This is a genomic window from Nocardia sp. IBHARD005 (assembly GCF_052814245.1).
Genome location: NZ_CP199935.1, coordinates 6202228 through 6228027, shown reverse-complemented (window position 1 = coordinate 6228027; position 25800 = coordinate 6202228). Strand labels below are relative to the sequence as shown.

Annotated in this window: 24 protein-coding genes and 1 pseudogene; 14 read left to right on the top strand and 11 right to left on the bottom strand. The window is 66.5% G+C overall.

Annotation, left to right across the window (positions count from 1 at the left end; translation table 11 throughout):
- Positions 1 to 302: 302 nt before the first annotated feature.
- Entirely contained in the window at positions 303 to 920 is a 618-nt protein-coding gene (locus ACTWPB_RS29205) for a TetR/AcrR family transcriptional regulator (RefSeq protein WP_446223653.1), read from the bottom strand.
- 83 nt (positions 921 to 1003) lie between these two features.
- Between ACTWPB_RS29205 and ACTWPB_RS29200 the strand changes: the two genes are divergently transcribed.
- From ACTWPB_RS29200 to lon, 4 genes are all read left to right on the top strand, one after another.
- Positions 1004 to 1783 (top strand): Rv1157c family protein, encoded by a 780-nt coding sequence (locus tag ACTWPB_RS29200; protein ID WP_446223652.1) that lies wholly within the window; start codon positions 1004 to 1006, stop codon positions 1781 to 1783.
- A 30-nt stretch (positions 1784 to 1813) separates the two neighbouring features.
- Positions 1814 to 1984 carry a DUF2613 domain-containing protein gene (locus ACTWPB_RS29195; protein WP_082844323.1) on the top strand — a complete coding sequence of 57 codons (171 nt, stop codon included), beginning with the start codon at positions 1814 to 1816 and terminating at the stop codon, positions 1982 to 1984.
- Complete coding sequence (locus tag ACTWPB_RS29190) at positions 1981 to 3051, top strand: DUF3068 domain-containing protein (protein ID WP_446223651.1); 1071 nt, start codon at positions 1981 to 1983, stop codon at positions 3049 to 3051. Before ACTWPB_RS29195 ends, ACTWPB_RS29190 begins: the two co-directional genes overlap by 4 nt.
- Positions 3052 to 3223: 172 nt before the next feature.
- Positions 3224 to 5782 (top strand): endopeptidase La, encoded by a 2559-nt coding sequence (gene lon, locus ACTWPB_RS29185; RefSeq protein ID WP_446223650.1) that lies wholly within the window; start codon positions 3224 to 3226, stop codon positions 5780 to 5782.
- Between the two features lie 55 nt (positions 5783 to 5837).
- On the opposite strand, the gene ACTWPB_RS29180 is transcribed toward lon, so the two are convergent.
- The 3 genes and pseudogenes from ACTWPB_RS29180 to ACTWPB_RS29170 form a co-directional block, all read right to left on the bottom strand.
- Positions 5838 to 6158 (bottom strand): type II toxin-antitoxin system PemK/MazF family toxin, encoded by a 321-nt coding sequence (locus ACTWPB_RS29180; RefSeq protein WP_446223649.1) that lies wholly within the window; start codon positions 6156 to 6158, stop codon positions 5838 to 5840.
- A complete protein-coding gene (locus ACTWPB_RS29175) occupies positions 6155 to 6379 on the bottom strand; it encodes a hypothetical protein (RefSeq protein ID WP_446223648.1) in 225 nt (74 codons plus the stop codon). Before ACTWPB_RS29175 ends, ACTWPB_RS29180 begins: the two co-directional genes overlap by 4 nt.
- A gap of 208 nt (positions 6380 to 6587) precedes the next feature.
- Positions 6588 to 6995 (bottom strand): annotated as a pseudogene (locus tag ACTWPB_RS29170) (PaaI family thioesterase); the annotation flags it as partial.
- A gap of 304 nt (positions 6996 to 7299) precedes the next feature.
- On the opposite strand from ACTWPB_RS29170, the gene tnpB reads away from it, so the two are divergent.
- The 3 genes from tnpB to ACTWPB_RS29155 all read left to right on the top strand — a co-directional run bounded on the left by tnpB (position 7300) and on the right by ACTWPB_RS29155 (position 11060).
- Positions 7300 to 8688: an IS607 family element RNA-guided endonuclease TnpB gene (gene tnpB / locus ACTWPB_RS29165; RefSeq protein ID WP_446223647.1), complete on the top strand. Its 1389-nt coding sequence runs from the start codon at positions 7300 to 7302 to the stop codon at positions 8686 to 8688.
- 156 nt (positions 8689 to 8844) lie between these two features.
- Positions 8845 to 9912, top strand: a complete 1068-nt coding sequence (locus ACTWPB_RS29160) for a DNA polymerase IV (RefSeq protein WP_446223646.1) — start codon at positions 8845 to 8847, stop codon at positions 9910 to 9912.
- A gap of 152 nt (positions 9913 to 10064) precedes the next feature.
- A complete protein-coding gene (locus tag ACTWPB_RS29155; protein WP_446223645.1) occupies positions 10065 to 11060 on the top strand; it encodes an acrylyl-CoA reductase family protein in 996 nt (331 codons plus the stop codon).
- A 117-nt stretch (positions 11061 to 11177) separates the two neighbouring features.
- Here the strand turns inward: ACTWPB_RS29155 and ACTWPB_RS29150 are convergent, their stop codons facing one another.
- The gene (locus tag ACTWPB_RS29150) at positions 11178 to 13061 is read right to left on the bottom strand and encodes an ABC transporter ATP-binding protein (protein WP_446223644.1); all 1884 of its coding nucleotides are present in this window, start codon (positions 13059 to 13061) and stop codon (positions 11178 to 11180) included.
- A gap of 196 nt (positions 13062 to 13257) precedes the next feature.
- On the opposite strand from ACTWPB_RS29150, the gene ACTWPB_RS29145 reads away from it, so the two are divergent.
- On the top strand, positions 13258 to 16068 hold the full coding sequence (locus ACTWPB_RS29145; protein WP_446223643.1) for an FAD-binding and (Fe-S)-binding domain-containing protein: 2811 nt from the start codon (positions 13258 to 13260) through the stop codon (positions 16066 to 16068).
- A 27-nt stretch (positions 16069 to 16095) separates the two neighbouring features.
- A complete protein-coding gene (locus ACTWPB_RS29140) occupies positions 16096 to 17043 on the top strand; it encodes a DNA-3-methyladenine glycosylase family protein (RefSeq protein WP_446223642.1) in 948 nt (315 codons plus the stop codon).
- 12 nt (positions 17044 to 17055) lie between these two features.
- Here ACTWPB_RS29140 and ACTWPB_RS29135 read toward each other — a convergent pair whose 3' ends face one another.
- Positions 17056 to 17262, bottom strand: a complete 207-nt coding sequence (locus tag ACTWPB_RS29135; RefSeq protein ID WP_056824023.1) for a hypothetical protein — start codon at positions 17260 to 17262, stop codon at positions 17056 to 17058.
- 183 nt (positions 17263 to 17445) lie between these two features.
- Here ACTWPB_RS29135 and ACTWPB_RS29130 point away from each other — a divergent pair, with 183 nt between their 5' ends.
- From ACTWPB_RS29130 to ACTWPB_RS29115, 4 genes are all read left to right on the top strand, one after another.
- Entirely contained in the window at positions 17446 to 18351 is a 906-nt protein-coding gene (locus ACTWPB_RS29130; RefSeq protein WP_446223641.1) for a helix-turn-helix domain-containing protein, read from the top strand.
- Positions 18348 to 18548: a DUF397 domain-containing protein gene (locus tag ACTWPB_RS29125; RefSeq protein WP_446223640.1), complete on the top strand. Its 201-nt coding sequence runs from the start codon at positions 18348 to 18350 to the stop codon at positions 18546 to 18548. The genes ACTWPB_RS29130 and ACTWPB_RS29125 overlap by 4 nt, the downstream gene beginning before the upstream one ends.
- Positions 18545 to 18754, top strand: coding sequence for a DUF397 domain-containing protein (locus ACTWPB_RS29120; RefSeq protein ID WP_446223639.1), 210 nt, complete (start codon positions 18545 to 18547; stop codon positions 18752 to 18754). Before ACTWPB_RS29125 ends, ACTWPB_RS29120 begins: the two co-directional genes overlap by 4 nt.
- Positions 18755 to 18882: 128 nt before the next feature.
- Positions 18883 to 19020 (top strand): hypothetical protein, encoded by a 138-nt coding sequence (locus tag ACTWPB_RS29115; protein ID WP_446223638.1) that lies wholly within the window; start codon positions 18883 to 18885, stop codon positions 19018 to 19020.
- 44 nt (positions 19021 to 19064) lie between these two features.
- Here ACTWPB_RS29115 and ACTWPB_RS29110 read toward each other — a convergent pair whose 3' ends face one another.
- The 3 genes from ACTWPB_RS29110 to ACTWPB_RS29100 are packed head-to-tail and all read right to left on the bottom strand — an operon-like array spanning position 19065 to position 22606.
- Positions 19065 to 19811 (bottom strand): succinate dehydrogenase/fumarate reductase iron-sulfur subunit, encoded by a 747-nt coding sequence (locus ACTWPB_RS29110; RefSeq protein WP_446223637.1) that lies wholly within the window; start codon positions 19809 to 19811, stop codon positions 19065 to 19067.
- 2 nt (positions 19812 to 19813) lie between these two features.
- Positions 19814 to 21736 (bottom strand): fumarate reductase/succinate dehydrogenase flavoprotein subunit, encoded by a 1923-nt coding sequence (locus ACTWPB_RS29105; protein ID WP_446223636.1) that lies wholly within the window; start codon positions 21734 to 21736, stop codon positions 19814 to 19816.
- Between the two features lie 30 nt (positions 21737 to 21766).
- Positions 21767 to 22606 (bottom strand): hypothetical protein, encoded by an 840-nt coding sequence (locus ACTWPB_RS29100; protein WP_446226531.1) that lies wholly within the window; start codon positions 22604 to 22606, stop codon positions 21767 to 21769.
- 241 nt (positions 22607 to 22847) lie between these two features.
- On the opposite strand from ACTWPB_RS29100, the gene ACTWPB_RS29095 reads away from it, so the two are divergent.
- Positions 22848 to 23996, top strand: a complete 1149-nt coding sequence (locus ACTWPB_RS29095) for an RNA-guided endonuclease InsQ/TnpB family protein (RefSeq protein ID WP_446223635.1) — start codon at positions 22848 to 22850, stop codon at positions 23994 to 23996.
- A 167-nt stretch (positions 23997 to 24163) separates the two neighbouring features.
- Here the strand turns inward: ACTWPB_RS29095 and ACTWPB_RS29090 are convergent, their stop codons facing one another.
- Both ACTWPB_RS29090 and ACTWPB_RS29085 read right to left on the bottom strand, forming a co-directional pair.
- Entirely contained in the window at positions 24164 to 24454 is a 291-nt protein-coding gene (locus tag ACTWPB_RS29090) for a hypothetical protein (protein ID WP_056824003.1), read from the bottom strand.
- A 192-nt stretch (positions 24455 to 24646) separates the two neighbouring features.
- Positions 24647 to 25597 carry an alpha/beta fold hydrolase gene (locus tag ACTWPB_RS29085; protein WP_446223634.1) on the bottom strand — a complete coding sequence of 317 codons (951 nt, stop codon included), beginning with the start codon at positions 25595 to 25597 and terminating at the stop codon, positions 24647 to 24649.
- Between the last annotated feature and the right edge of the window lie 203 nt (positions 25598 to 25800).

Here is a 25800-nt window from a genome sequence, read left to right as displayed (position 1 = left end):
GAACTGGAACAGGTTGCCGCCGGATTGCCGGCGGTTGCCTCGACGCGGGCGCAGCCGGTCATTTGTCCAGGAGCAATCGCCCGCGTCAGCCCGTGCGCGGGGTGCTGAGCAACGACCGCCACCGCTGCATCCCCCCAGGTGACACCGGTCTCAGAAAATCTGGCATTGCGATCTGGGTCACTAATATGTCAAACTCTCGCCCACACTGTGAAGCCGATCGGTCTCACAATGTCCGGAAAGGGAGTCGATTGAGCAGGCGGCAGGTGAGCGTGGTTGCCATCCTCCCGAAGGCTGCCCTGATGTCAGTCGAAAGTGACCAGCGCCCGGGCCGCGCCAGCGAGCAGATCGACCAGCTCGTCGACGGGCGGGCGCGACTCGCGCAGCAGCCACTCGTGCGCCACGCCGGTGACCGCGCCCGTGATCAACGCGGTGGTCAGCTCGGCATCCCCACGCAATCGCACACCCACTTGGGCCAGCGCCCCTTCGATCAGCGCCGACCAGGCGTGCCTGCGGGTCCGGCGATGGTTCTCCATCCGATCGCTCACCCCGACCACCTCGATCAGCGCCACCTGCGCGCGATAGGGGTCGGAGCCGAGCGACTCCAGGTACGCACCGAAACCGGCCCGCAGCGCGAGCTGTGGATCGGTCGATCCGAGCGCGATCAGAGCGTTGCCCACCGCGGCCGCCGCGTCGTCCTGGATCCGGTCGTAGGCCGCGAGCAGCACGTCCTCGCGGGTCTCGAACTCCTCGTAGAACTGCCGCTTGGACAGTCCGGCCGCCGCGCACACCTCGGCGAGCGAGCACGTGGCGTACCCGCGTTCGGCGAAGATTCGCGTCGCTGCTTCCAGGAATCGGAGTCGGCGCTCGGCTTTTCGCGCGATGACCGTACGACCCCCATACCGCCTGTCCGCTGTAGTCACCTCTCCAAAGTATCTGACACCCGGGATAACACTGACCTTTCCGGGTCGCTTCATCTATCCACCGAACAAAGGACGGCCGACCAGTGCTGAGCACCCGAGCATCGCGGACCGCATTGTCCGCCCTCGTACTAGCGGCGGGTGCGGCACTCGTGGCGCCCACGCAGTCGATGGCTGCCCCGCAGTCCGCCGCGACACCGCCGAATGTCCCCGCCATCGCGGAGAACGTCCCCTCCGGGACGCTGGCCGCGCTGGCACCGACGATCGTAGGCGCCATCTCCGCCCCCGGCCCCATCGCCGACGGCGGACAGGCCGCGATCCTGGCCCAGGCTCGCGTGCTGCTGGCCACGCCCGGCATCCCCGCGCAGGTCAAGACCACCCTCGAAAAGGTCATCACCTTCCTCGACGGCAGTGGCGGCGGCGGTCCCGAACTGCCGCCCTCGGACGGTCCGCGCATCGCGCAGTTCCTGTACCCGACCATCGGCAAGGGCTGCATCGGCCCGACCTCGGATTCCGTCGGCACCGCGCTGGCCGTCCCCGGCCCCGCCGAGCTGCCGCCGCCCGGACCGGCCGCGGGCCAGACCGGCTTCGTTTTCACCGCGCTCGGCACGAAAACCGCTACGGTCGTGCAGAATCCGCCGATGACGGTGCAGTGGGTCAACCTCGACAACCGTCGCACCGGCACCCAGCCGCTCACCACCGCGGCGGGTATCAACCCCGATGGCCCGGCCACCCTGTCCGCCATCGCCGACACCGGCCCCGGCCGGGTCGCCGCAGTGATCACCGGCTCGCTCACCACGGCCACCGCCGATGGTGACCGCACCTGCTCGTTCGCCCCGACCCTCGGGTTCTTCTCCGTCGGCTGAGTCTCGCACCACGCAATTGGAGTTCGATCTATGAAGTTTGTCGTCCCCGGCCTGGTCAGCGGCCTGGCCGGCGCGGTCATCGGGGTGATTGCCGTACTCGGCATCACCGCGGGCGCGCAACAGAATTCGATCCCGGCGCCCGAGGAGTCCGGTGACCCTGGCTCGTCGCTGCTCGGCAACGTGCAGTACGGCTCGCGATGAGCAACGTACGCAGGCTCATCGCCTGCATCCTCGTCGGTCTCGGCGCGCTGCTGCTCGCGGCCGCTGTCATGATCCCCACCTACACGGTCGGCAAGGTCGCCAAGACCCCGCTCGATCTGCGCATCACCACGGTCGCCAAGAGCGTGCCCGGCGAGGAAAGCCTTGTGCTCGACTCGAAGTCGCTCACCTCGCCCGAGGGCTCGGCCAAGATCGACACAGCAGTGCCGATCGTCTCGCAGCGCTTCCTGACTGTCGAGGAGCCCTCCGGTTCCGGCGAGATGACGGTTCAGGCCGGTCAGACTCTGCGTCGTGACGACCGCGATGCCAGCGTCGGACTGCTCACCGCCTCGGTCGACCGCGTCACCATCGACCGCGTCACCGGTCAGCCGATCGATGCCTCGCCCAACGGTTCCATCGCCGTCACCGTCGACAAGTCGGGCACCTCGGTGGCCGATGCGTCGCAGCGCCGTGGTCTGCAGTACCGCTTCCCGATCGGCACCGAGAAGCAGTCCTACCCGTACTTCGACCTCAACGCCCGCGCCACCTACGACATCGACTTCATCGACGAGTCGCAGATCAACGGCGTCCCGGTCTACCACTTCCAGCAGACCATCCCGGTGACGAACATGTGGGACGTCGTTCCCGCCGCCACCAACAAGCTCACCCTGCCCGCCGCCAAGTGGGGCCTGCCGGGCGAAGAGCCGGTCACCATGACCCGCTTCTACACCAACACCCGCGACGTGTGGGTCGAGCCGAGGACCGGCGCGGTCCTCAAGGGTGGCGAGAAGATCCACCTGTACTACGGCCGCAGCGCCGAGCAGGTCGACGTCACCGCCCTGAAGTCGCACATCGTCTTCGACGAACCGACCATCGAAGCCCAGATGGCCGTCACCAAGGAGAGTCTCGACAAGCTCGACCTCTACGGCAAGACCCTGCCGATCATCCTGGGTATCGCCGGCGCCATCGCCCTGATCGCGGGAGCCGTTCTCGGCTTCCTCAGCGGTGGTTCCACCTCCCGCCGCACGATCGATCCCCCGACCGAGCGGATTCGTCCCTCGAACCTGTAGACCACCTGTCCCACACGCCCTCGGCCTCCCCGGTCCTCAACCCGGGGAGGCCGAGGTCGTTTCAGGACCGATTTCGGAGAATTTTTCGCCGTGAGTGAACGGCGCGACCTGCAGGAACAAACCGCGAGGGGTCCATGTTGAGTCAGCAAAGCTCAACTTTGGAAGGGTCGACATGACTTCAGCTCAGAACCTGCCGGTGCTGTTCCTGACCGATCCGATCGTGCTGCCGGGCATGGTCGTGCCCATCGAACTGGACGAATCCGCGCAGGCCGCCATCGACGCCGCGCAAGCAGCCAAAACCGGTTCGGTGCTGGTCGCACCGCGCCTCGACGAGGGGTACGCGTCCTACGGCGTGGTCGCCACCATCGAACAGGTCGGACGGATGCGCGGTGGTGCGCCCGCGGCCGTGCTGAAGGCCGAGCGCAGGGCGCGGATCGGGCACGGGGTGACCGGGCCTGGCGCCGCGCTGTGGGTGGAGGCGGAACTCGTCGAGTCGGTCGAGCCCGACGAACACACCACCCAACTCGCCGCCGAGTACAAGAAGCTGGTCGTCGCCGTCCTGCAGCGCCGTGAGGCCTGGCAGATCATCGATATCGTCAACCAGCTCGACGACGTGGAGGCCATCGCCGACACCGCGGGCTACGCGCCGTACCTGTCCGACGAGCAGAAGCGCGAGCTGCTCGAGACCCCCGACGTCGTCGTGCGGCTGACCCGCCAGCTCGAGTGGATCAAAGACCACATCGCCGAGGTAGAGGTCACCGACAAGATCTCCGAAGACGTCCGCGACGGCATGGAGAAGAGCCAGCGCGAGTTCCTGCTGCGCCAGCAGCTCAACGCCATCCGCAAGGAACTCGGCGAGGACGAACCCGACGGCGCCGACGACTACCGCACCCGCGTGGAGAACGCGGACCTGCCCGAGAACGTGCGTGCCGAGGCGCTGCGCGAGGTCGGCCGGTTGGAGCGCGCCAGCGACCAGAGCCCGGAATCGGGCTGGATCCGCACCTGGCTCGACACCGTGCTCGACCTGCCGTGGACGGTGAAAACCGAAGACAGCACCGATGTTTCGGCTGCTCGCGCCGTACTCGACGCCGATCACCACGGTCTCGACGAGGTGAAGGACCGCATGGTCGAGTACCTGGCGGTGCGTGCGCGGCGGGCCGCGCGTGGACTCGAGGTCGTCGGCGGACGCGGTTCCGGCGCGGTGCTCGTGCTGGTCGGTCCGCCCGGTGTCGGCAAGACCTCACTGGGTGAGTCGGTCGCGAAGGCGTTGGGCCGCAAGTTCGTTCGCGTCGCCCTCGGCGGTGTGCGCGACGAGGCCGAGATCCGTGGCCACCGCCGCACCTATGTCGGCGCGTTGCCCGGCCGGATCGTGCGTGCGGTGCAGGAGGCGGGTTCGATGAATCCCGTTGTCCTGCTGGACGAGATCGACAAGGTCGGCTCCGACTTCCGTGGCGATCCGGCGGCGGCCCTGCTCGAGGTCCTCGACCCCGCGCAGAACCACACCTTCCGCGACCACTACCTCGACCTCGACCTCGACCTGTCGAACGTCCTGTTCATCGCGACCGCCAATGTCATGGACACCATCCCCGGACCCCTGCTCGACCGCATGGAGCTCATCACCGTCGACGGCTACACCGAGGCCGACAAGGTGGCCATCGCCCGCGACTTCCTGGTCCCCCGCCAGCTGGAACGCAATGCGCTGACCGCGCAAGAGGTTTCGATCACCGACGCGGCGTTGCGTGAGATCGCGGCGAACTACACCCGCGAGGCCGGGGTTCGCCAGATGGAGCGGCTGGTGGCAAAAGCCTTGCGTAAGGCAGCCACTCGCCTGGTCACCGGCGACGGCGGACGCGGCGGCGCGGATGCGGGGCCAGGCAACGACGCCGGGCCGGGCAGCGATGTCGGCAACGACGCCGGGCTCGGCGACGCTGCCGTCGGTGGTGCGGGCGCGCCGCTCGTCGGCAAAGGTTCGTACGGCGAAGGTGCGGTGCTCGGCTACGATCCCGAGCTCGGCTACGACAACGTCATCGACATCGCTGCCGGTCCGCTGCCGGTCGGCCAGGTGCCGAGCTTGGTCGTCGACCTCGACAACCTGACCGACTACCTGGGCCGCCCCCGCTTCACCCCGGACTCGATGGAACGCACCTCGGTCCCCGGTGTGGCGACGGGCCTCGCGGTGACCGGTGCGGGCGGCGATGTGCTCTACATCGAGGCCAACGGCGCCGAGGGCGAGCGTTCCCTCACTCTCACCGGCCAGCTCGGCGATGTCATGAAGGAGTCCGCCCAGATCGCCCTCACCTACGTGCGCTCGCACCTGGCGGAAATCGGCATCGAGCCCAAGATCCTGGACCGCAATATCCACATCCACTTCCCCGCGGGCGCGGTTCCCAAGGACGGCCCATCGGCGGGCGTCACCATGGTCACCGCTCTGGTGTCGCTGGCACTGGGCCGCCCGGTCCGCGGCGATGTCGGCATGACCGGCGAGGTCACGCTGAACGGCAGCGTCCTGCCGATCGGCGGCGTGAAACAGAAACTCCTCGCCGCCCAGCGCGCGGGCCTGAAGACCGTCTTCATCCCGGCCCGCAACGAACCGGACCTGGACGAAGTCCCGGCAGAAGTACTGGCCGCCCTGAACGTCCGCCCCGTCGCCGACGTGGCAGACATCCTGGCCTACGCCATCGAACCCATCGCCGAACCCGCCGCCGCCAGCACCTTCGCCGTCAGCGCCTGATCCGGATCAACGACGGGCCGTGCACAGCCAACTGTGCGCGGCCCGTTCGCCGTATCTAGAGCAATCCGAGTTTCAGCATCAACGCACGGTCGAGGTCCCTCAGCTCGCCGCCCTCTAGTGACCCCTTGAATTCGCCGAGTCGTTCGGGAGCGATGGTGAAAATCTGGTCCGTGAGAATCCTCGTCTTGGTTCCATCGAATTCGATTTCCGGCCGATAGACTGCCGGGCCGGCTCCGGTCGAGGTCATCGCCACAATGACTGTGCTGGACGGAAACCGGTCGGACTGAATGATCACGCAGTACCGATGGCCGCGTTGTTCGTGGCCGCGAGTGCCGGGGATCGCCTTGATCTCGTATATCGCGCCACGAAATATCACTCGGCGACGCCCATGAACCGCTGGATCGCGAGCATCTCAGCCCGGTCTTCCGGATCGTTTTCGAGCCGCTCGGCGTCGGCGGTGGCCTGTTCGAGTAGGAGTTCCTTGTAGGTTCGCAGCAATGCATAGCGAACCGCTTCGGACCTGGAGCGACCCTCACTGGTGAGGATGTTCAGCGCCTTCTCCATCGCTTCGTCGGTTCGAACGTTCAGTGCTCCCATGCCTCGAGTGTAACGCAATTTGTATTACATCGAGGGATCGGTTTCAGCGGCTGACCGTTGGCGGAAGTACCGGCCCGTCGACGGTGACCACGGCCAGTTGGTCGGTGTCGTAGTTGTCCTGGTCGTCGTCGAATTCGGCATCGTCGTCGAATTCGACGTCCGCGTCTTCCTCGGTGGAGGGGGCGAGGTCCTTCTCGACGCGGCGGGTCGTCCCCTGGGCGACCGCGCAGAGGATGGGTTCCTCGCCCTCGGTTTCGGCGTACACGTCGCAGTGGGTGACAGCCTGGCGGCGGGTGGCGCCGAGGACGGTGGCGTGCACGCGCAGGCGTTCACCCTGGGCGGGGCGCAGGTAGGTGATGGTGAAGCCGCCGGTGAGGACGTTGGGGCCGAGGACGGTGCCTGCGGCGAAGGTGAGGGCGTTGTCGGCGGCGTAGGCCAGCACCCCGCCGTGCACGAAGCCGAACTGCTGGCCGTGTTCGGGCTGGATATCGATGACGAGCGTGGCCGCGCCATCGCCGAATTCGGTGAGCTCGGTGCCGACCAGACGGGCGAATGGCTGCGCGGCGAGCACCTGGCGCGCCAGGTCGAGGTCGAGGGTGGAGGCTTCGGTCGGCATCGGGTGTTCCGTTCTTCGAGCTCAGTCGTGATCGGTTGGCGCGCTACGGATATTGCCACGCCCGGTTACGCCGGATTCTCGGTGCCATGGGGTAGCGCCTATTGGACGACTTCATTTCCCGCGGACCGTGTTGTCGGACCCCTCTGCCATGCTGGTCGTCGTGGAGCATCGGGAGCGGTTGACACAACTACGGGACGATTCCGTAGGCACAGAGCCGACCGGCTACGAGCACATTGCCATCGTCGCTGATTGTCGTCAGACAACCGATCCCGACCACGACTCTGTCGGGTTCCGGTAGGTCGACATGGCGAGGTTTCAGGTGCCAGAGGGTTGGACCGCCCAGGCATACCGGTTCGCGTTGGATCCCACCCCGTCACAAGTCCGTGCAATCCGATCACATTGTGGGGGAGCGCGGTTCGCTCACAACTACATGCTGGGGTTGATCAAAGCAGTCATCGACCAACGGGCCGCGGAACGCTCTTATGGTGTGCCCGACAACGAATTGACACCTGTGCTGGGCTGGAGTCTGGCGGCGTTGCGGAAGACATGGAACACCAGAAAAGGCACGGTCGCACCATGGTGGACTGACAACTCGAAAGAGGCCTACAACAGCGGACTAGACGGTCTCGCAAGGGGATTGGACGCATGGTTCGCATCGAGGAAAGGTGTGCGGGCCGGCGCCAAGGTCGGGTTCCCTCGCTTCAAGCCCAAGCATCGCGCGGTGCACTCGGTCCGGTTCACCACCGGCGCAATCCGAGTGAACCTCGACCGGCACCACGTCACACTGCCAGTGCTCGGCACAATCCACACCCACGAATCGACCCGTAAGTTAGCGCGCCGAAAGTTAGCGCGCCGTATCGAGGCGGGAACCGCGCGCATTCTGTCCGCGACAGTCAAATACGACGGTCAACGCTGGTACTGTGCGTTCGCGGTGATCGTGGAAGGCAAACATAGGGGCGACCGAGCGCGCCGATCACCGCATCCGGTGGTGGGTGTCGATGTCGGGGTGAAAGACCTGCTGGTCGTCGCAGCAGCGGACGGCACCGAGATAGAGCGGGTGCCGGCACCGAAACCGCTGACAGCCGCGCAAGCGAGGCTGCGGGTGTTGCAACGCAAAGCCGCACGGCAGCAGGGTCGTTGGGACACGGCGACCGAATCCCGTCAGGACCCGTCGAAGCGGTGGCTGCGCACACAAGCTCGGATCGCGAAAACCCATGCCCGCGTGGCGAACATCCGCCGCCACGAACTGCACACCGCCACCACCAGACTCGCCCACAACCACGACGTCATCGTGGTCGAGGACCTCAACGTGACGGGAATGTCGCGTCGTGGTGGTGCCTACAAGCGTGGGCTGAACCGGGCGATCGGTGATGCCGCTCTCGGCCGGATACGAATCCTGCTCGGCTACAAGACCACCTGGAACCAAACCCGGCTCGTCACTGCGGATCGCTGGTTTCCTTCTACTCAAACGTGTTCGCGTTGTCAGGCGAAAACCAAGCTGGCGTTGCGTGACCGTGTCTATCACTGTCGCAATGGGTGTCCGCCGATCGATCGGGATATCAATGCGGCGATCAACCTCGCCCGCCTCGGCGAAACCACCGAACGTGGTGGTGTATCGGGGACCGGTACCGGGAGTAGCCCGGCCGCCAGCGTTTCGGCTGGAGATGGGTGTGGAGCCATCCGCAAGACCTGACTCACCGAATGGGTGGGGAAGGCAGGAGGCGATGAAGCATCTACCCCGCACCACCACACGGTGGGTCAGACGGGGACTGCCTCTCCGCAAGTAGAGGCTGCTTGAGAATGGGTGTCATACAACGCTCACATTTTCAGGTAATGGTATGACGGAACAGTGCCCCGGTGGCTCCTGCATGTCGATCTCGACCAATTCCAGGCGGCGGTGGAATTCCGTCGTCGCCCTCAGCTGCGCGGTCAGCCGGTCATTGTCGGCGGCGAAGGCGATCCGGCGCAGCCCCGCAAGGTCGTGACCTGCGCTTCTTATCCCGCGAGGGCTTACGGCGTGCGGGCGGGAATGCCGTTGAAGATGGCGCAGCGTAAGTGCCCGGAGGGCGTTTTCCTGCCGGTCGACATGGCCGCGTACGAGGAGGCATCCGAGGAGATCATGGCGACGTTGCGCCGGGTGGCGGGTGCGGTCGAGGTCTGGGGGATGGACGAGGCCTTCGTCGCCACCGATGCAGATCCGTGGCAGCTCGCCGCCGAAATCCGTACCGCCATCATCGAACTCGGCCTCACCTGCGCGGTCGGCATCGGCGACAACAAACTCACCGCGAAACTCGCCACCGGTTTCGCCAAGTCCACCGGCAAGACCTCCGCCGAACCCGAACACGACGAGGGCGCGGCCGCCGGGATCTTCGAACTGACCGCCGCCAACTGGACCGAACTCATGGGCCACCGCCCCACCGACGCGCTCTGGGGCGTCGGCGCCCGCATCGCCCAACGCATGGCCGACCTCGACATCACCACGGTCGCCGACCTGATGGCCGCCGACCGCCAGCGCCTTGCCGCCGAATTCGGCCCGAACACCGGCCCCTACCTGTGGGTCCTCGGCCACGGCAAAGGCGACACCGAACTCTCGACCACCCCGCGAATCCCGGTGGGCCGCAGCAAATCCGAAACCTTCCCGCATGACCTCACCGACCCCGATGACATCCGCCGCGAGGTCGCCCGCATCGCCACCGAGGTCGCCGAGGAAATGCGCGAACACCACCGCATCAGCACCCGGGTCTCGGTCACCGTCCGCACGAAAACCTTCTACACCCGCAGCAAACAGCAACAACTCCCCACCCCCACCGACGACATCACCACCATCACCGACACCGCCCTCGCGATCATCGACCGCTTCGACCTCGACCGCCCGGTCCGCCTCCTCGGCGTCCGCCTGGAACTCCTCCCACCCTGACCTGGCAGCCGAAGTGGATCTGTTGGACAGGTGATCACCAGGCGCTGGTGGCTTTTCCTTCTCGGGCGATGCTTGCATGAATGCCTAGTGGTCAACCGTCCAGGTGCAAGGGGACTCTCCGTTTCGGGACTCCGAACTCGTATGCTCGGCGCATGGAGTTCTCTGCGATGGTGGCCCGCGAATCCGATGGCGGGATTGTGCTCGCCCGCGAAACGGTCGGGGACGACTTCCTCGGCACCGGCGAGGTGACGATCAAGGTCCATTACTCGAGCGCGAATTACAAAGACCTGCTGGCGATTACGCCGCGCGGTGGGGTGGTGCGCAACTACCCGATCGTGCCCGGCATCGACCTCACCGGCGAGGTGATCGCCTCGGATAACGAAGACTTCGCACCCGGCGACCAGGTGCTCGCGCACGGCTACGACCTGGGTGTTTCCCGCAACGGCGGCTTCGCCGAATACACCAGGGTGCCTGCCGAGTGGGTGGTGAAGCTCGATGGCCTCGACACCCGCGACGCCGCCACCATCGGTACCGCGGGCTTCACCGCCGCCATGAGCGTGCGGGCCCTGCTCGATCACGGCCTGACCCCCGACGACGGCGCCGTCCTGGTCACCGGCGCGACCGGCGGTGTCGGCACCGTCGCCATCGACATCCTCTCCGGCCTCGGCTTCGAGGTCATCGCCTCCACCGGCAAGACCGACGCGAGCGACCTGCTCGCCGAACTCGGCGCCAACGAGGTCATCGGCCGGCTCCCCCTCGACCCCGACGCCAAGCCGCGCCCGCTCAACAAGGCCAGCTGGGCCTCCGCGGTCGACAGCGTCGGCGGCGCCTCGCTGGCCCACGTCCTCAGCGCCATCGGTTACGGCGGCGCGGTGGCGGCGAGCGGCCTCACCGGCGGCGCCGAACTCCCCACCACCGTGCTCCCGTTCATCCTGCGCGGTGTCAGCCTGCTCGGCATCGACTCGGTCCAGCTCCCGATCGGGAAGCGCCGCGCCCTGTGGACCGCGCTGGGCAAAGAGCTTCGCCCGCAACACCTCTCGACTATCGAGTCCTTCACCCCGATCACCGAGGTCGGTACCGTCCTGCAGTCGATCAAGGACGGCACCCACTCCGGCCGCACCGTCATCGGCGTAGCCAACGAGTTCTGAGCGGTACTCCGCCGAGACGGCACGACGATCACAGATGAGTCCGCGATCGTCGTGCCGCTACCGAATCGCCTATCTCGGTCACATCCAGGGGCCGCGCGTCGGTGACCGGGGTGTTCTTCAGACGACCGCCGGGATCACCGAGTCGTCGGCGAACTGGGTTCGGTAGAGCTCGGCGTAGCGGCCGTCGGCGTTGAGCAGGGTGGCGTGGGTGCCGCGCTCGATGATGCGGCCGTCTTCGAGGACCAGGATCTGGTCGGCGGCGCGGATCGTGGAGAGGCGGTGCGCGATGACCAGGGCGGTGCGGCCGGTCAGAGCCTCGGTGAGCGCCTCCTGGACGGCGGCTTCGGAGGTGGAGTCGAGCGAGGCGGTCGCCTCGTCGAGGATCACCACCCGTGGTTGCTTGAGGAGCAGGCGGGCGATGGTGAGGCGTTGGCGCTCGCCGCCGGAGAGGCGGTAGCCGCGTTCGCCGACGACGGTGTCGAGACCGTCGGCGAGTGAGTCGACCAGGTCGCCCAGGCGGGCGCGGCCGAGGGCATCCCACAGTTGTTCCTCGGTGGCTTCGGGCCGGGCGAGCAGGAGGTTCGCGCGGATGGTGTCGTGGAACAGGTGGCCGTCCTGGGTGACCAGGCCGACGGTGCGCTGGATGGATTCGGTGGTCAGGTCGCGCACGTCGGAGCCGTTGAGGCGGACGGCGCCGGAGTCGACATCGTAGAGACGTGAAACCAGCTGGGCGATAGTGGATTTGCCCGCACCCGAGGAGCCGACCAAGGCGATGAGCTGGCCGGGTTCCGCGCGCAGCGACACCTCGTGCAGCACCTCGACGCCGCCACGGCTGTCCAGGGTCGCGACGTCTTCCAGTGAAGCGAGCGAGACCTTGTCGGCCGACGGGTAACCGAAGGTCACCGCGTCCAGTTCCACCGCGACCGGGCCGTCGGGCACCGGGGTGGCGTGCGGCCCGTCCTCGATCAGCGGCTTCAGGTCGAGCACCTCGAAGACGCGCTCGAAACTCACCAGTGCCGACATGATCTCCAAGCGGGCGCTGGCCAGCGCGGTGAGCGGGGTGTAGAGGCGGGTGAGCAGCAGCGAGAGCGCGACCACCGAGCCCGCGTCGAGACTGCCCTGCAGCGCGTACCAGCCGCCGAGGCCGTAGACCAGGGCGAGCGCGAGCGCGGAGACCAGGGTGAGCGAGGTGACGAAGGTGGTCTGCAGCATGGCGGTACGCACGCCGATGTCACGCACGCGGGTGGCGCGCACCGCGAACTCCGACGACTCCTGCTTCGGCCTGCCGAACAGCTTCACCAGGGTGGCGCCCGGCGCGGAGAAACGCTCGGTCATCTGGGTGCTCATGGCGGCATTGAGCTGGGCGGCTTCGCGCTGCATGGCAGCGAGTTTGTTGCCTGCGCGCCGGGCCGGGACGACGAACACGGGCAGCAGCACGAGGGCGAGCAGGGTGATCTGCCAGGAGATGCTGAGCATCACCGCGAGCGTGAGCAGCAGGGTGACGAGGTTGGTGATCACGCCGGAGAGGGTGTCGCTGAACGCCCGCTGCGCACCGATCACATCGCTGTTGAGCCTGCTCACCAGCGCGCCGGTCCTGGTGCGGGTGAAGAACGCCACCGGCATCTTCTGCACGTGATCGAACACCGCGGTGCGCAGATCGAGGATCAGACCCTCACCGATGCGCGCCGACAGCCAGCGAATGGCGATGCCGAAGGCGGCGTCGAGAACCGCGAGACCGGCGATGGCGAGCGCGAGCAGCACCACGGTCCGCGGCGCCGAACCGTCGACGATCCCGTTGACAACGCGCCCCGCCAGCACCGGGGTAGCCACACCGAGCACCGCGGCCACCACGCTGAGCAGCAGGAACCCGCCGATCCGGCGCCGATGATGCTGCGCGAACCGCAGAATCCGCCGTGCCGTCACCATGCTGAACGGGCGCTGCTCCTCCGGCGCGTTCACGCGCCGGTACATCTGGCTGTAAGCCACGGATTCGATACTCACTGCACTCTCCTCAAGGCTTCGCCAGCCCATTGAACTCCTGCCCACCGACACTAAAACCTCAACAAAGGTTGATCGCAAATGCTTTCCGTGGACTCCCGGTTCCGCGCACAGCGAAACCGGCCGCCGAATCACACCCGACGGCGGTCGCGCGGACGGCTGACCGGATCCGCCCGGCCACGCGAATAGGCTGGTTTCCGTGGACGACGACCGGAGCGCTGAACTGCTGGCGGACGCACTGCGCAGGCGGGTCGGCTGCACGGTCGACGCGTCGGTGCGCAGGCGCGTCGAGTACTCCGCCGACGCGTCCAACTACCGCGTGCGGCCCGCCATGGTGGTGTTCGCGCGCACCGAGGACGATGTCGCCGCCACGATGGGCTTCGCGCGCGAGAACGGGCTCTCGGTCACCGCGCGCGGCGCGGGCACCTCGGTCGCGGGCAATGCCATCGGACCCGGCATCGTGCTGGATTTCAGCAGGCACATGACCGCGATACGCGCGGTCGACGTCGAGGCGCGAACGGCGATCGTGCAGCCGGGGGTGGTGCTCTCGGATCTGCAACGCCGGCTGCGGCCGCACGGGTTGCGGTTCGGGCCGGATCCGTCGACGCAGGACCGCTGCACGCTGGGCGGGATGATCGGCAACAATGCGTGCGGACCGCACGCGCTGGCCTGGGGGCGTACCGCCGATACCGTGCGCGAGCTGCGCATTCTCGACGGCACAGGGACGCGGCGAACACTCGGTGCCGACCTGACGGCGGTGCCGGGCCTGGCGAGGTTCACCACCGCGAACCTGGCTGTGCTGCGCACCGAACTGGGACGGTTCGATCGTCAGGCATCCGGCTACGGCCTGGAACACCTGCTGCCGGAACGTGGTTCGTCGGCGGCGAAGGCGTTCGCCGGCTCCGAAGGTACCTGTGGACTACTCCTGGAAGCGCAGGTCACGCTCACGCCGGTGCCCGCCGCGACCGTGCTCACGGTGCTCGGATACCCCGATATCGCCTCGGCCGCCGACGATATCGCCGCGGTGACCGCATGCGCGCCGATCGCGGTGGAGGGTATCGATGCCGGACTCGTCGACGTGGTCCGCGCACATCGGGGGACGGTGCCCGAGTTGCCGCGAGGTCGCGGATGGTTGTTCGTCGAAACCGCGGGAGCGAGCCCGGCCGAGGCGCTGGCCGTGGCCCGGCGGCTGTGCACGGCGAGCAACGCTGACGACCACCGGATCGTCACCGATCCTGTTGCCACAGCGGCACTCTGGCGTATCCGTGCCGACGGCGCCGGTCTGGCCGGGCGAACCCCCGACGGGAAACCGGCGTGGCCAGGTTGGGAGGACGCCGCTGTTCCGCCGCAGAATCTAGGGGCATATCTGCGCGAATTCGCTGCGCTCACCACCGAATACGACGTGCGCGGCCTGCTGTACGGACACATCGGCGACGGCTGCATCCATGTCCGCCTGGATTTCCCGATCACCGACGCACCCCAGCGATTCCGCGCCTTCCTCTTCGATGCCGCCGAACTCGTTGTGCGGCACGGGGGATCGCTGTCGGGCGAACACGGCGACGGCCGCGCCCGATCCGAACTGCTCGAAGTCATGTACTCACCGGCCGCGCGGGCGGCCTTCGCCGGCTTCAAGTCCCTGTTCGATCCCGGCAATATCCTCAACCCCGGCGTCCTCGTCGCCCCGAACCCCGTCGACGCCGACCTGCGCGTAGCCGCTCTCGCGCCGGTCCCCTCGCGCGGTTTCGCCCTGTTCGCAGACTCCGGCGATTTATCCACAGCTGTGCACAGATGTGTAGGAATCGGTAAGTGCCGTGCGGACACTCGTGGTTCCGGCGGCTTCATGTGCCCCTCGTATCTGGCCACCGCCGACGAGAAGGACACCACGCGGGCCCGCGCCAGAGTGCTCCAGGAGGTGGTGCGCGGCGAACTCGACTGGCGCGCACCAGCAGTCGAGGAATCCCTCGACCTCTGCCTGTCCTGCAAGGCCTGCGCCTCGGACTGTCCCGCCGGTGTCGACATGGCCACCTACAAGTCCGAGGCGCTGTACCGCCGCTACCGAGGACGCCTACGCCCCCTTGATCACTATGTCCTCGGCCGGCTCCCACGCTGGCTCGCCATCGCCCAGCACTTCCCACGCCTGGCCAACGCCGTCGCCGCCCGCCCCCACCTGCGCCGGGCGGGCCTGCGTCTAGCCGGAATCGACCCGAGACGAGAAGTGCCGCGACTCGCCCCGAAATCGTTCCGCCGCCGATGGTCTGACGACAGAGCGGGTACCAGCGAGTCATCGGCTAGCGAAGTCATGCTGTGGATCGACTCCTTCACCGACAGTTTCGACCCCGAAAACGCCATAGCCGCAATACAACTGATCGAACAACTCGGCTACCGCGTCCGCACCCCGAAAGCGCGTGTGTGCTGCGGCCTCACCTGGATCAGCACCGGCCAGCTGGACGGCGCCCGCGCCCGGCTGCGCGCCACCCTCGACGCACTGGCCGAGCACGTGGCATCGGGTGGCCTGATCGTCGGCCTCGAGCCCTCCTGCACCGCTACGCTGCGCGCCGATCTGCCCGAACTACTCCCCGACGATCCACGAGCGAAACAGGTCGCGGCCGCGGTCCGCACCCTCGCCGAGTTCCTGCTGGCGCACCCCACGTGGCAACCACCCCAGCGCCCGCGCGACACCGTCGTCGTCCAGCCGCACTGCCACCAGCACGCCGTAGGCGGCTTCGACGCCGAACGCCGAATCCTGGCCGCGATGGGCGTCACCGTCGAGGAACTAGCGGGGTGCTGCGGCCTGGCAGGCAACTTCGGCATGCAGCGCGGTCACTACGACGTCTCGGTCGCGGTAGCCGAAAACGCTCTGCTCCCCGCGCTGAGAAATGCCCCACCGAACGCCGTTTTCCTGGCCGACGGCTTCTCCTGCCGAACCCAAGCCGACCAACTCGCCGGCACCCCCGGCCTGCATCTGGCCAGGTACCTCCTCGATCGCCCGACCGGACCGGCTGTCCATTGACGCCGATCACAGGCGCACAATGGTCGGATGCGTGATCAGACCCTGGACCCGGACCTGGCCGCGGCCGGTCTGTCCAGGACCGTCCGGTCGAGCAGGCCCTTCGACGTCGGCATCACCGTGTCACCGCTGCGCCGCGGCGGCGGCGACCCCTGCCACCACGCCGGCCCCGACGGCGCCCACTGGCACGCCTCGCGCCTGTCGACCGGCGTGGTCACCTATCGCCTGACCCAGGACGGCCGCGACGGCGCGAGCGCCCGCGCCTGGGGGCCGGGAGCCGAGGAATTCCTGGCCGGTCTCGACCGCATGCTCTGTCTCGAGGAAAACCTCGACGACTTCGCCCCGGAACACCCCAAGCTGATCGAAGCCCATCGCACGGTCCCCGGCCTGCGCATGCTGAAAACGGGTCTGGTGATGGAGTCGCTGATCCCGGCCATCCTCGAACAGAAGGTGCACACGAAGTCCTCGTTCGCGGCCTGGCGCACCCTGGTCCGCGAGTTCGGGACGAAGGCCCCTGGCCCGGCACCGACCGGCCTGATGGTGGCACCGGACGCCGGCACCTGGCGGCTGATCCCGTCGTGGAAATACCACCGGGCCAATGTCGGCCCGCAGCGCGCGCAGACCATCGTGCGCGCCGCCAGAGTCGCCGACTCGATCGAACGCACCGCCACCCTCGACCCGGCCGAGGCCGCGCGACGTTTGCGCAGCCTGCCCGGCATCGGGGTATGGACGGTGGCCGAGACCGCGCAACGCGCCTTCGGCGACGCCGATGCCCTCTCGGTCGGCGACTACCACCTCGCCGCCGTTGTCGGCTGGAGCCTGCTCGGCCACCCGATCGACGACGACGCGATGATCGAATACCTGCGACCGCTACAACCCCACCGCTACCGCGCGGTGCGATTGCTCGGACTGAGCGGGCAGGCGCACAAACCGAAGTTCGGCCCGCGCGACCCGATCACCGATCATCGCCACCACTGAGGCGCGCTGCGACTAACGCGTCGCGCGCGCGTCGAGTACGCAGCGGCCCGCTTCGACGAGAGTGTTGCGCGCCCGCCTGCGCACCCGGCACTCTTCGACCGTGCAGTCGAGATGTAATTGCATTGCGGCATGGGCTTGTTCGGGCTCCATCGGGCCCGGGTCGGTGGAGCAACTCAGCAGTGCTGTGGCGACGCGCATGTTCACTTCGCTCAATTGCATGAACCAAGCACAGCACGCAAACACCAGGCTAACGGTGAGTACACGCGCGATCGGAAAGATTTACCTCGAATTCCCAGCACGACATCCAAGGGGGAGTGCAGGATTCCCCACAGTGGACGAATTCCACCGTCGCCGCGGGGCTTGGAGCGGATGGCGGGTGTGCGACACAGAAGGAGCGGGGCTGTGGCATCGAACGGAACATACGGGCACGCGGGTGCCTCCTCGACCCTGCCGCGCCGCCAGCTCGGCCGCTACCTGCGTGACTGGCGCAGCCAGGCCGGGCTCACCATCGCCGAGGCGGCCCGGCTGATGGAGTGGGGCGCCAGCACCCTCCAGCGACTGGAGAAGGGGCAGGCCGACCGCATCCGGACCATCGACATCCACGAACTGTGCCGGATCTACGGCATTCCCGACGATCTCGCCGACGGTCTCGCCGGGCTCGCGCAGCAGGCCGCCGTCAAGAGCTGGTGGCACGCCTACGGCGACCTGATTCCCGAAAACTTCGATATCTATGTGGGTTTGGAAGCATCGGCGCATCGGTTGCGCGCCTATCAGTCCGAGCTGGTTCCCGGACTGCTCCAGACCACGGAATACGCACGGGCACTGAATCATCTGGGTTTTCCCAAGGATTCGGCCGACGAGCTCGATCGCCGCGTCGCGCTGCGGCTGCAACGCCAGGCATTGATCACCCGCAAGCATTCGCCCGCCGAGATCGATGTGGTTCTGCACGAATCGGTATTGCGTAGCGTCGTCGGTGATGCAAAGGTGATGGCTGCGCAGTTGCGACACCTTGCCGACGCGAGTACACGAAGTAACGTGTCACTGCGCATCCTGCCGTTTGCCGCCGGTGTTCCGCTCGGAGTCTCTACCGGACCTTTCACGGTTCTCGAGTTCGGTACCGACGGCTTGGGGAAACCGGTCGAACCACCGGTGGTGTACGCCGAAGGCTTTACCGGCGACCTCTACCTGGAACGACACGCAGATGTTCGAAGGTACGACCAAGCTCACGAATGCCTCCAGCGTCATGCGCTGGATATCCCACCGAGTAGAGACCTGCTGCGGCAGGTCGCGAAGGAGTATGTGGCATGAGTTTCGATCTCGTCGACGCACACTGGTTCAAGAGCACTCGCAGTGGTGCGGGCAAGGATTGCGTCGAAGTCGCTTTCCTGTTCGGCGGGCACGTCGGGGTGCGTGACAGCAAGAATCCCGTCGGCCCCGCCCTGGTCTTCGACGGCGCGAGCTGGGACGACTTCACCCGCGGCATCGACACCGGCGCGTTCGCGTGAACACCAAGCGCGACATCGACACCACCGGTGCCACCTGGCTGCGGGCGGGCGCCGCAGACGGCAGCGTGGAGGTCGCCATGCTGGCCGAGGGGTACGTCGCCCTGCGCGACAGCAACAATCCCGACGGTCCGGTGCTGATCTTCACCCCGAGTGAATGGACCGCCTTCACCGCGGGCGTACACGACGGCGAGTTCGATCGCCCTTGATCACAGAACGATAGATATTCGGCATAGACCGAGGTTTGATGCGGAGCCGGGTCGGGTAGCCCAGGTATATGGACCGAGGGTTGAAGAAGATGCCACCCCGGTACCGGAGGCTAGCGCCTGAGGACGGGGTGGAACGCCTGATCGTGATCCTGCTGTTCGCGGTATCGGCGATCGGAATCTACGTACTCACCAGCTCTTTGCTGTCGGCGCTGTTCATCGGATTACTGGTCGGATCAGTCGCTGTGGGGACTGTAGCTGTCTTGTAGCAGCAGACGCTGCGGGGTTTCCTGCCCCGCAGCGTCAGCAGTTCTTACCGCCGGAACAATCTATTGCCGAGCCAGACAATCGGGTCATATCGACGATCCGCCACTCGTTCTTTCAGTGGAATCAACGCGTTGTCGGTGATCTTGATGTGCTCGGGGCACACGTCGGTGCAGCATTTGGTGATATTGCAATAGCCCAAACCTGCTTCCTCCTGGGCCATTTCGCGTCTGTCGCGGGTGTCGAGCGGGTGCATCTCCAATTCCGTGATGCGCATCAGGTAGCGCGGGCCCGCGAAGGCGGGCTTGTTCTCCTCGTGATCGCGCACCACATGGCAGGTGTCCTGGCAGAGGAAGCACTCGATGCACTTGCGGAACTCCTGCGAGCGCTCCACGTCGACCTGCTTCATCCGGTAGTCGCCCGGCGCGAGCCCGGGAGGTGGCGCGAAAGACGGTATCTCCCTCGCCTTCTCGTAGTTGAACGAGACGTCGGTGACCAGATCCTTGATGATCGGGAACGTCCGCATCGGGGTGACGGTGATGACCTCTTCGGGCGTGAACGTCGACATGCGCGTCATGCACAGCAGGCGCGGGCGACCGTTCACCTCCGCCGAACACGAACCGCACTTGCCCGCTTTGCAATTCCAGCGCACGGCGAGGTCGGGTGTCTGGGTGGCTTGGAGGCGATGGATGATGTCGAGCACCACTTCGCCCTCGTTCACCGCCACCGTGTAGTCGGCGAGGCTGCCGCCGTCGATGTCTCCGCGCCAGACCCGAAACCGGGCGTCGTATCCCATGGTTACGCCTTTCCCTCGGCTGCCGGGTGCGCAGCCAATTCTTGCTCGGTGTAGTACTTTTCGAGCTCGCTCAGTTCGAACAGGGCGAGTAGGTCTTCGCGCATCGGCGTCTGATCGGCCGGGGTGACGGTCACGTCGGGGATCTGGGCTTCGGAGGCCGGATCGACGGCGCACACCAGCAGCGTGTTGCGCCAGTCCGGGTTCATGCCGGGGTGATCGTCGCGGGTGTGGCCGCCGCGACTCTCGGTGCGCAACAGCGCTGCCTTGGCTACACATTCGCTGACGATCAGCATGTTGGCCAGGTCGAGGGCCAGGTGCCAGCCGGGGTTGAACGGCCGTTTGCCCTCCACCGCCACGTTGGCGTAGCGGGCGCGCAGCTCGGTGAGTTTGTCGATCGCCGCCCGTACTTCGTGTTCCTTGCGGATGATGCCGACCAGGTCGTTCATCGTCTGCTGGAGTTCGGAGTGCAGGGTGTACGGATTCTCGCCGGGGGCGTCCGCCGGTGAATCGAAGGGTGCCAGTGCGGTTTTCGCCGCTGCCTCGATATCGGTCTCGGACGGCGTCGGCTTGTCGGTCAGCTGCTGGACATACGCCGATGCGCCGAGCCCCGCCCTGCGGCCGAACACCAGCAGATCCGACAGCGAGTTACCGCCGAGCCGATTCGAGCCGTGCATACCACCGGAACACTCACCGGCAGCGAACAATCCGGGTAGGAGTGCCGCACCGGAGTCGGGGTTCACCTCGATCCCGCCCATCACGTAGTGGCAGGTGGGGCCGACTTCCATCGGTTCGGCGGTGATGTCGACATCGGCCAGTTCCTTGAACTGATGGTGCATCGATGGCAGCCTGCGCACGATCTCGTCGGCGGGCATGCGGGAGGCGATGTCGAGATAGACGCCGCCGTGCTCGGTGCCGCGGCCCGCCTTCACCTCCTCGTTGATCGCCCTGGCGACTTCGTCGCGGGGGAGCAGGTCAGGGGTGCGGCGCGCGGAATCGTTGTCGCGCAACCACTGATCGGCCTCTTCCTCGGTCTCGGCGTACTGACCCTTGAACACCGGCGGGATGTAGTCGAACATGAACCGCTTGCCGTCGGAGTTCTTCAGCACGCCGCCGTCGCCGCGCACACCCTCGGTGACGAGGATGCCCTTCACGCTCGGCGGCCAGACCATGCCGGTGGGGTGGAACTGGAGGAACTCCATATTGATCAGCGTCGCGCCGGCGCGAAGAGCCAGCGCGTGGCCGTCGCCGGTGTACTCCCACGAGTTCGATGTCACCGTGTAGGACTTGCCGATTCCGCCGGTGGCCAACACGATCGCGGGTGCCTTGAACAGCACGAAGCCACCGGATTCACGCCAGTAGCCGAACGCACCGGCGATCGCCCCCGCGTCGGTGAGCAATTCGGTGATCGTGCATTCGGCGAAGACTTTGATCCTTGCCTCGTAATCGCCGGTCGCCGCGTAGTCCTCCTGCTGCAACGAGACGATCTTCTGCTGCATCGTGCGGATCAGTTCGAGGCCGGTCCGGTCGCCGACATGTGCGAGGCGCGGGTAGGTGTGGCCGCCGAAGTTGCGCTGGCTGATTCGCCCATCAGCGGTTCGATCGAACAGCGCCCCATAGGTTTCCAGCTCCCACACCCGGTCGGGTGCCTCCTGGGCATGCAGTTCGGCCATGCGCCAGTTGTTGAGGAACTTGCCGCCGCGCATGGTGTCTCTGAAATGCGTCTGCCAGTTGTCCTTCTCGTTGGCGTTGCCCATCGACGCCGCGCACCCACCCTCGGCCATCACGGTGTGTGCCTTGCCGAACAACGACTTACACACCACCGCCACCGAAAGCCCTTGTTCGCGTGCCTCGATCACGGCTCGCAGACCCGCGCCGCCCGCTCCGATCACCACGACGTCGTAGTCGTGCCGTTCCACGTCTGGCATTGAAATACAAGCTCCTCGCGTTGTCGCGGCTCAGTTGACGAACCGCAGGTCCGAAATGGTGTGGCTCGCAACCAACATCACGTAGAAGTCGGTGAGCGCGAGGGTGCCGAGGGTGGTCCAGGCCAGCGCCATGTGGCGGGTGTTGAGCTTGGAGATCTGGGTCCAGTACCAGTACCGCACCGGGTGGGCGGAGAAGTTCTTGAGCCGCCCACCCGCGATGTGCCTGCACGAATGACACGACAGCGTGTAGGCCCACAGCAGGATCACGTTGACCAGCAGGACGATATTGCCGAGGCCGAAGCCGAAACCACCACTGCTGCCGTGGAAGGCGGTGATCGCGTCGTAGGTGTTGATCAGCGAGACCACCAGCGCCACGTAGAAGAAGTAGCGGTGCGTGTTCTGGATGATCAACGGCAGCCGCGTCTCACCGCTGTAGCGCGCGTGCGGCTCGGCCACCGCACAGGCGGGCGGGGAGAACCACACCGAGCGGTAGTAGGCCTTGCGGTAGTAGTAGCAGGTCAGCCGGAAGCCGAGCAGGAACGGCAGCACCACGAAGCCCAGTGGGATCCACATCGGCAACTCGGGGAACGGGGTACCGAAATGCGCCGATCCCGGTGCGCACGAGTCGCTCAGACACGGCGAGTAGAACGGGGTCAGATAGTGGAACTCGGGCACCCAATAGGCCGTCCGGACAAAGGATCTGATCGTCGCGTAGGCGACGAACGCGAAGAGTCCGAGCGCGGTGAACAGCGGCGGCAGCCACCAGCGGTCGGTACGGAGGGTGCGCGCGGAAATGCGGGCACGCGTTCTGCTGAAGACGCCGGTGCCCGCGGAGTGGGAAGCGGGGGAGGCGGTCGGTGCGGCACTCACGGTGGATGCCTCGCTGATCTTCGGGTCTGCGGCAGTGATCATTACCCACCGCGATGGATTGTGATGTGGAGCACCATACGCCTGTGTTCGCGCCGCTCGCCGGGGGTCTCACGCACTCGGTCCTCGTGCATGCCGGTGATCTCGATCACAGCCGTGACCAGGAAACGTTGCGCGCAAGCCCGGTCGTTCAGGACTGGGTCAGCGCATCGAAGGTGTCGGTGGATCGCGGTAGCCTCGATTCGTGCAGCTCCGATACAACTTTCGTGTCTACCCGACACCGGGCCAGCGGACCGCGCTGGCCCGGGCCTTCGGGTGTGCGCGAGTGGTGTACAACGACGGGCTCGCCGCCCGTCAAGCCGTACGTGCAGCGGGCTTGCCCTATATCAAGGACTCAGCCCTGCAAACCCAGGTGATCACGACTGCGAAGAAGACGTCTGAGCGGGCATGGTTGGGGGAGGTGTCGTCGGTGGTGTTGGTGCAAGCCCTGTCCGACTTGCACACTGCCTACCGGAACTTCTTTTCCTCGGTCACCGGCACACGCAAGGGCCCCAAGGTCGCCGCGCCGAGGTTTCGGTCGCGTAAGGACACCCGTCAGTCGATCCGGTTGACCCGCAATGGGTTCAGTCTCCGGTCGAATGGGAGGCTGTATGCGGCCAAGATCGGGGAGTTGAGGGTGGCGTGGTCGCGGGCGCTGCCGAGCAACCCGTCGTCGGTCACGATCACCCGCGATAGCGCGGGTCGTTATTTCGCCTCGTTCGTGGTGGTCACCGACGATCAGCCGTTGCCGCCCACCGGCACCGAGGTGGGTATCGATCTCGGACTGGCGACTTTTGCTGTGTTGTCGGATGGCAAGACGATCGCCTCGCCGAGGTTCTTGCGGCAGGCTGAGCGTCGGTTACGCAAGGCCCAGAAATCGTTGTCGCGCAAGGACAATGGCAGCAAGAACCGGGCGAGGGCCCGTATCAGGGTCGCCAAGGCACACGCCGGGGTGGCGGATACGCGGCGGGATTGGGCGCACAAGCACTCGACGCAGATCATCCGCGACAACCAAGCGGTGTTCGTCGAGGACTTGAGCATCAAAGGTCTCGCTCGGACGCGGTTGGCGAAATCAGTGCACGATGCCGGGTGGGGCATGTTCACGCGCATGTTGGAAGAGAAAGCGGCCAGGTACGGGCGGTACTTCGCCAAGGTGGATCGGTGGTTTCCGTCGACGCGCTTGTGCTCGGCGTGTGGCGTGGTCAGCGACAAGAAGCCGTTGCATGTGCGGGAGTGGACCTGTATGTGCGGGACGACCCACGATCGCGACGTGAACGCGGCGAAAAATGTTCTCGCGGCCGGGCAGGCTGAGAGGTTAAACGCTTGTGGAGGGACGGTAAGTCCAGCCGCTTAGGCGGTCGGCGCGTCCCTGTGAAGCAGGAACCCACCAAGAGCGGTCGACAGGCCGCTGGTAGGAATCCCGGTCGTTCCCGGCCGGGAGGATGTCAAGCGCAATGAGAAGAGCCAAGGGGTCGGCGCGACGACCCTTGGCAGCAGGGCCGTCGCGCCGGTGATCAGGCTTTACTTCGTCCGCGGCCTGGAGTGGAACCCCAACCCTTCGTCCTGGGCGCCCATCCATGCTGCTTCGTCGGACTTGCTGTCGGGGACGTAGATCGGCTCCGACCTGCGGGGGACAGCGAGTTCCGGCGGTGGTGCCTGCTCGAAATCCTCGGCGTCGATGACAAGCCGCTCGAGGTCGTTCTCCAGACGGCGGATGGTGGCCGCGTCGCCGTAGTTGGAGCGCAGTGCACCGATCGATTGCCGGAGTTGGCCGACCGCGTAGCGCAGTTCCGCGATATCGCTGCGTGTCATCGTTACCTCCTGTGTATATGGCGGGCATACCGACTCGCCGGATCACGGGTACGCCCGAAAAGTCCTCGGGCCGCACTGCACCGAGCCGTGTGACTCACCACACAACGTGATCTCCACCACAATAACGGATCTTTTCGGTTTACGCCCGAAGTTGCGGGAGACCGCGCGATTGCCATCGGGTAACTGTCGTGCTCACCCCGCGACGGCGTAGCGAGCGCGGACGCCGTTCCTCGCCCGTTCGACCAGCGCGGTGATCGACTGGGCGACCTCCTCCGCGCGCTCGAGGATGACGCTGTGACCCGCGCCCTCGATTCGCACCAGCTCAGCACCGGCCAGCTGTGACGCCAGCACCACCGAGTGCGCGAACGGCACCATGAGATCGGCCGAGCCCGCCAGGACGAGAGCGGGCAGATCGCCGAAGCGGGCGAGGGTGTTCGCCTCGTCGAAGTCGAGCAGCGAGCTCAGGAAACCGGACATGGTCAGCAGCGCGGTCTCGTTGAGCACCGCGGTGGCGATGGCCGTTACGCGCGGATTCACGCGCCGGGTGCCCGCGCTCGCCTCGCGGATCAGCGGTCCGAAGATCCAGCGGGAGAAGCGCTTCGACGCCTGCATCACCCGGGGTGCGCGCACCACGGCGCGCTGGAGCGAGGCCACCGCGTGCCGGTTGAGGAGCCGGCCGAGGCCGACCTCGGTGATGCCGCCCGCGGCGCCCGCGATCAGGCCGATCCCGGCGACCCGGTGACCGATGGCCGCGGGATAGAGGCGGGCGTAGGCCAGCACCACCATCGCGCCCATCGAATGACCGATCAGCACTACGGGCCCGGTCGGCGCGACCGCGCGCAGCACCGCGTCGAGATCGGTGGCGAGCTGGTCGATCGTGTAGGTGGCGTGGTGGGCGTGCCCGGATTCGCCGTGGCCGCGGTGGTCGTAGAAGACCATGCGGGTGCCGGCATCCCAGTCGCGCAGCAGGTGTTCGCGCAGGAACGACCAGGATTCGGTGTGCAGGCAGTGGCCGTGGACGAAAACAACGGTCAGGGCCGCATCGGTGGCGCCGAAGCTGCGGACCGCGATCGGCACACCGTCATCGGCGACGACGGTGTAGCGGTGACCGTCGGTGTCGGTGAAAGGGAAGGTCTTCGACATTGCGGCCTCCTCCGGTCCGGCGGGACGCACCTGAAGCGTCCTGCTGGGCTTTTCGGAGAAGGTTTCCAGCGTGTTAACCGGCCAACCCTCGCGTTATCCACCCGATGCGCAAACGATCCCGGGCGGGCCCACACCGTTACTCAGGACAATCTTCGGATATCTAGTGCTTGTGCTAGAAATTTGTAGATTGCGATCGAGTGGTG

What these genes read in the sequence shown, in the direction of transcription:
- ACTWPB_RS29195 (WP_082844323.1), top strand. Translation starts at nt 1,814, where the DNA reads ATGAAGTTTGTCGTCCCCGGCCTGGTCAGCGGCCTGGCCGGCGCGGTC.
- ACTWPB_RS29190 (WP_446223651.1), top strand. Translation starts at nt 1,981, where the DNA reads ATGAGCAACGTACGCAGGCTCATCGCCTGCATCCTCGTCGGTCTCGGC.
- lon (WP_446223650.1), top strand. Translation starts at nt 3,224, where the DNA reads ATGACTTCAGCTCAGAACCTGCCGGTGCTGTTCCTGACCGATCCGATC.
- ACTWPB_RS29175 (WP_446223648.1), bottom strand. Translation starts at nt 6,379, where the DNA reads ATGGGAGCACTGAACGTTCGAACCGACGAAGCGATGGAGAAGGCGCTG.
- tnpB (WP_446223647.1), top strand. Translation starts at nt 7,300, where the DNA reads ATGGCGAGGTTTCAGGTGCCAGAGGGTTGGACCGCCCAGGCATACCGG.
- ACTWPB_RS29155 (WP_446223645.1), top strand. Translation starts at nt 10,065, where the DNA reads ATGGAGTTCTCTGCGATGGTGGCCCGCGAATCCGATGGCGGGATTGTG.
- ACTWPB_RS29140 (WP_446223642.1), top strand. Translation starts at nt 16,096, where the DNA reads ATGCGTGATCAGACCCTGGACCCGGACCTGGCCGCGGCCGGTCTGTCC.
- ACTWPB_RS29135 (WP_056824023.1), bottom strand. Translation starts at nt 17,262, where the DNA reads ATGCAATTGAGCGAAGTGAACATGCGCGTCGCCACAGCACTGCTGAGT.
- ACTWPB_RS29125 (WP_446223640.1), top strand. Translation starts at nt 18,348, where the DNA reads ATGAGTTTCGATCTCGTCGACGCACACTGGTTCAAGAGCACTCGCAGT.
- ACTWPB_RS29110 (WP_446223637.1), bottom strand. Translation starts at nt 19,811, where the DNA reads ATGGGATACGACGCCCGGTTTCGGGTCTGGCGCGGAGACATCGACGGC.
- ACTWPB_RS29105 (WP_446223636.1), bottom strand. Translation starts at nt 21,736, where the DNA reads ATGCCAGACGTGGAACGGCACGACTACGACGTCGTGGTGATCGGAGCG.
- ACTWPB_RS29090 (WP_056824003.1), bottom strand. Translation starts at nt 24,454, where the DNA reads ATGACACGCAGCGATATCGCGGAACTGCGCTACGCGGTCGGCCAACTC.
- ACTWPB_RS29085 (WP_446223634.1), bottom strand. Translation starts at nt 25,597, where the DNA reads ATGTCGAAGACCTTCCCTTTCACCGACACCGACGGTCACCGCTACACC.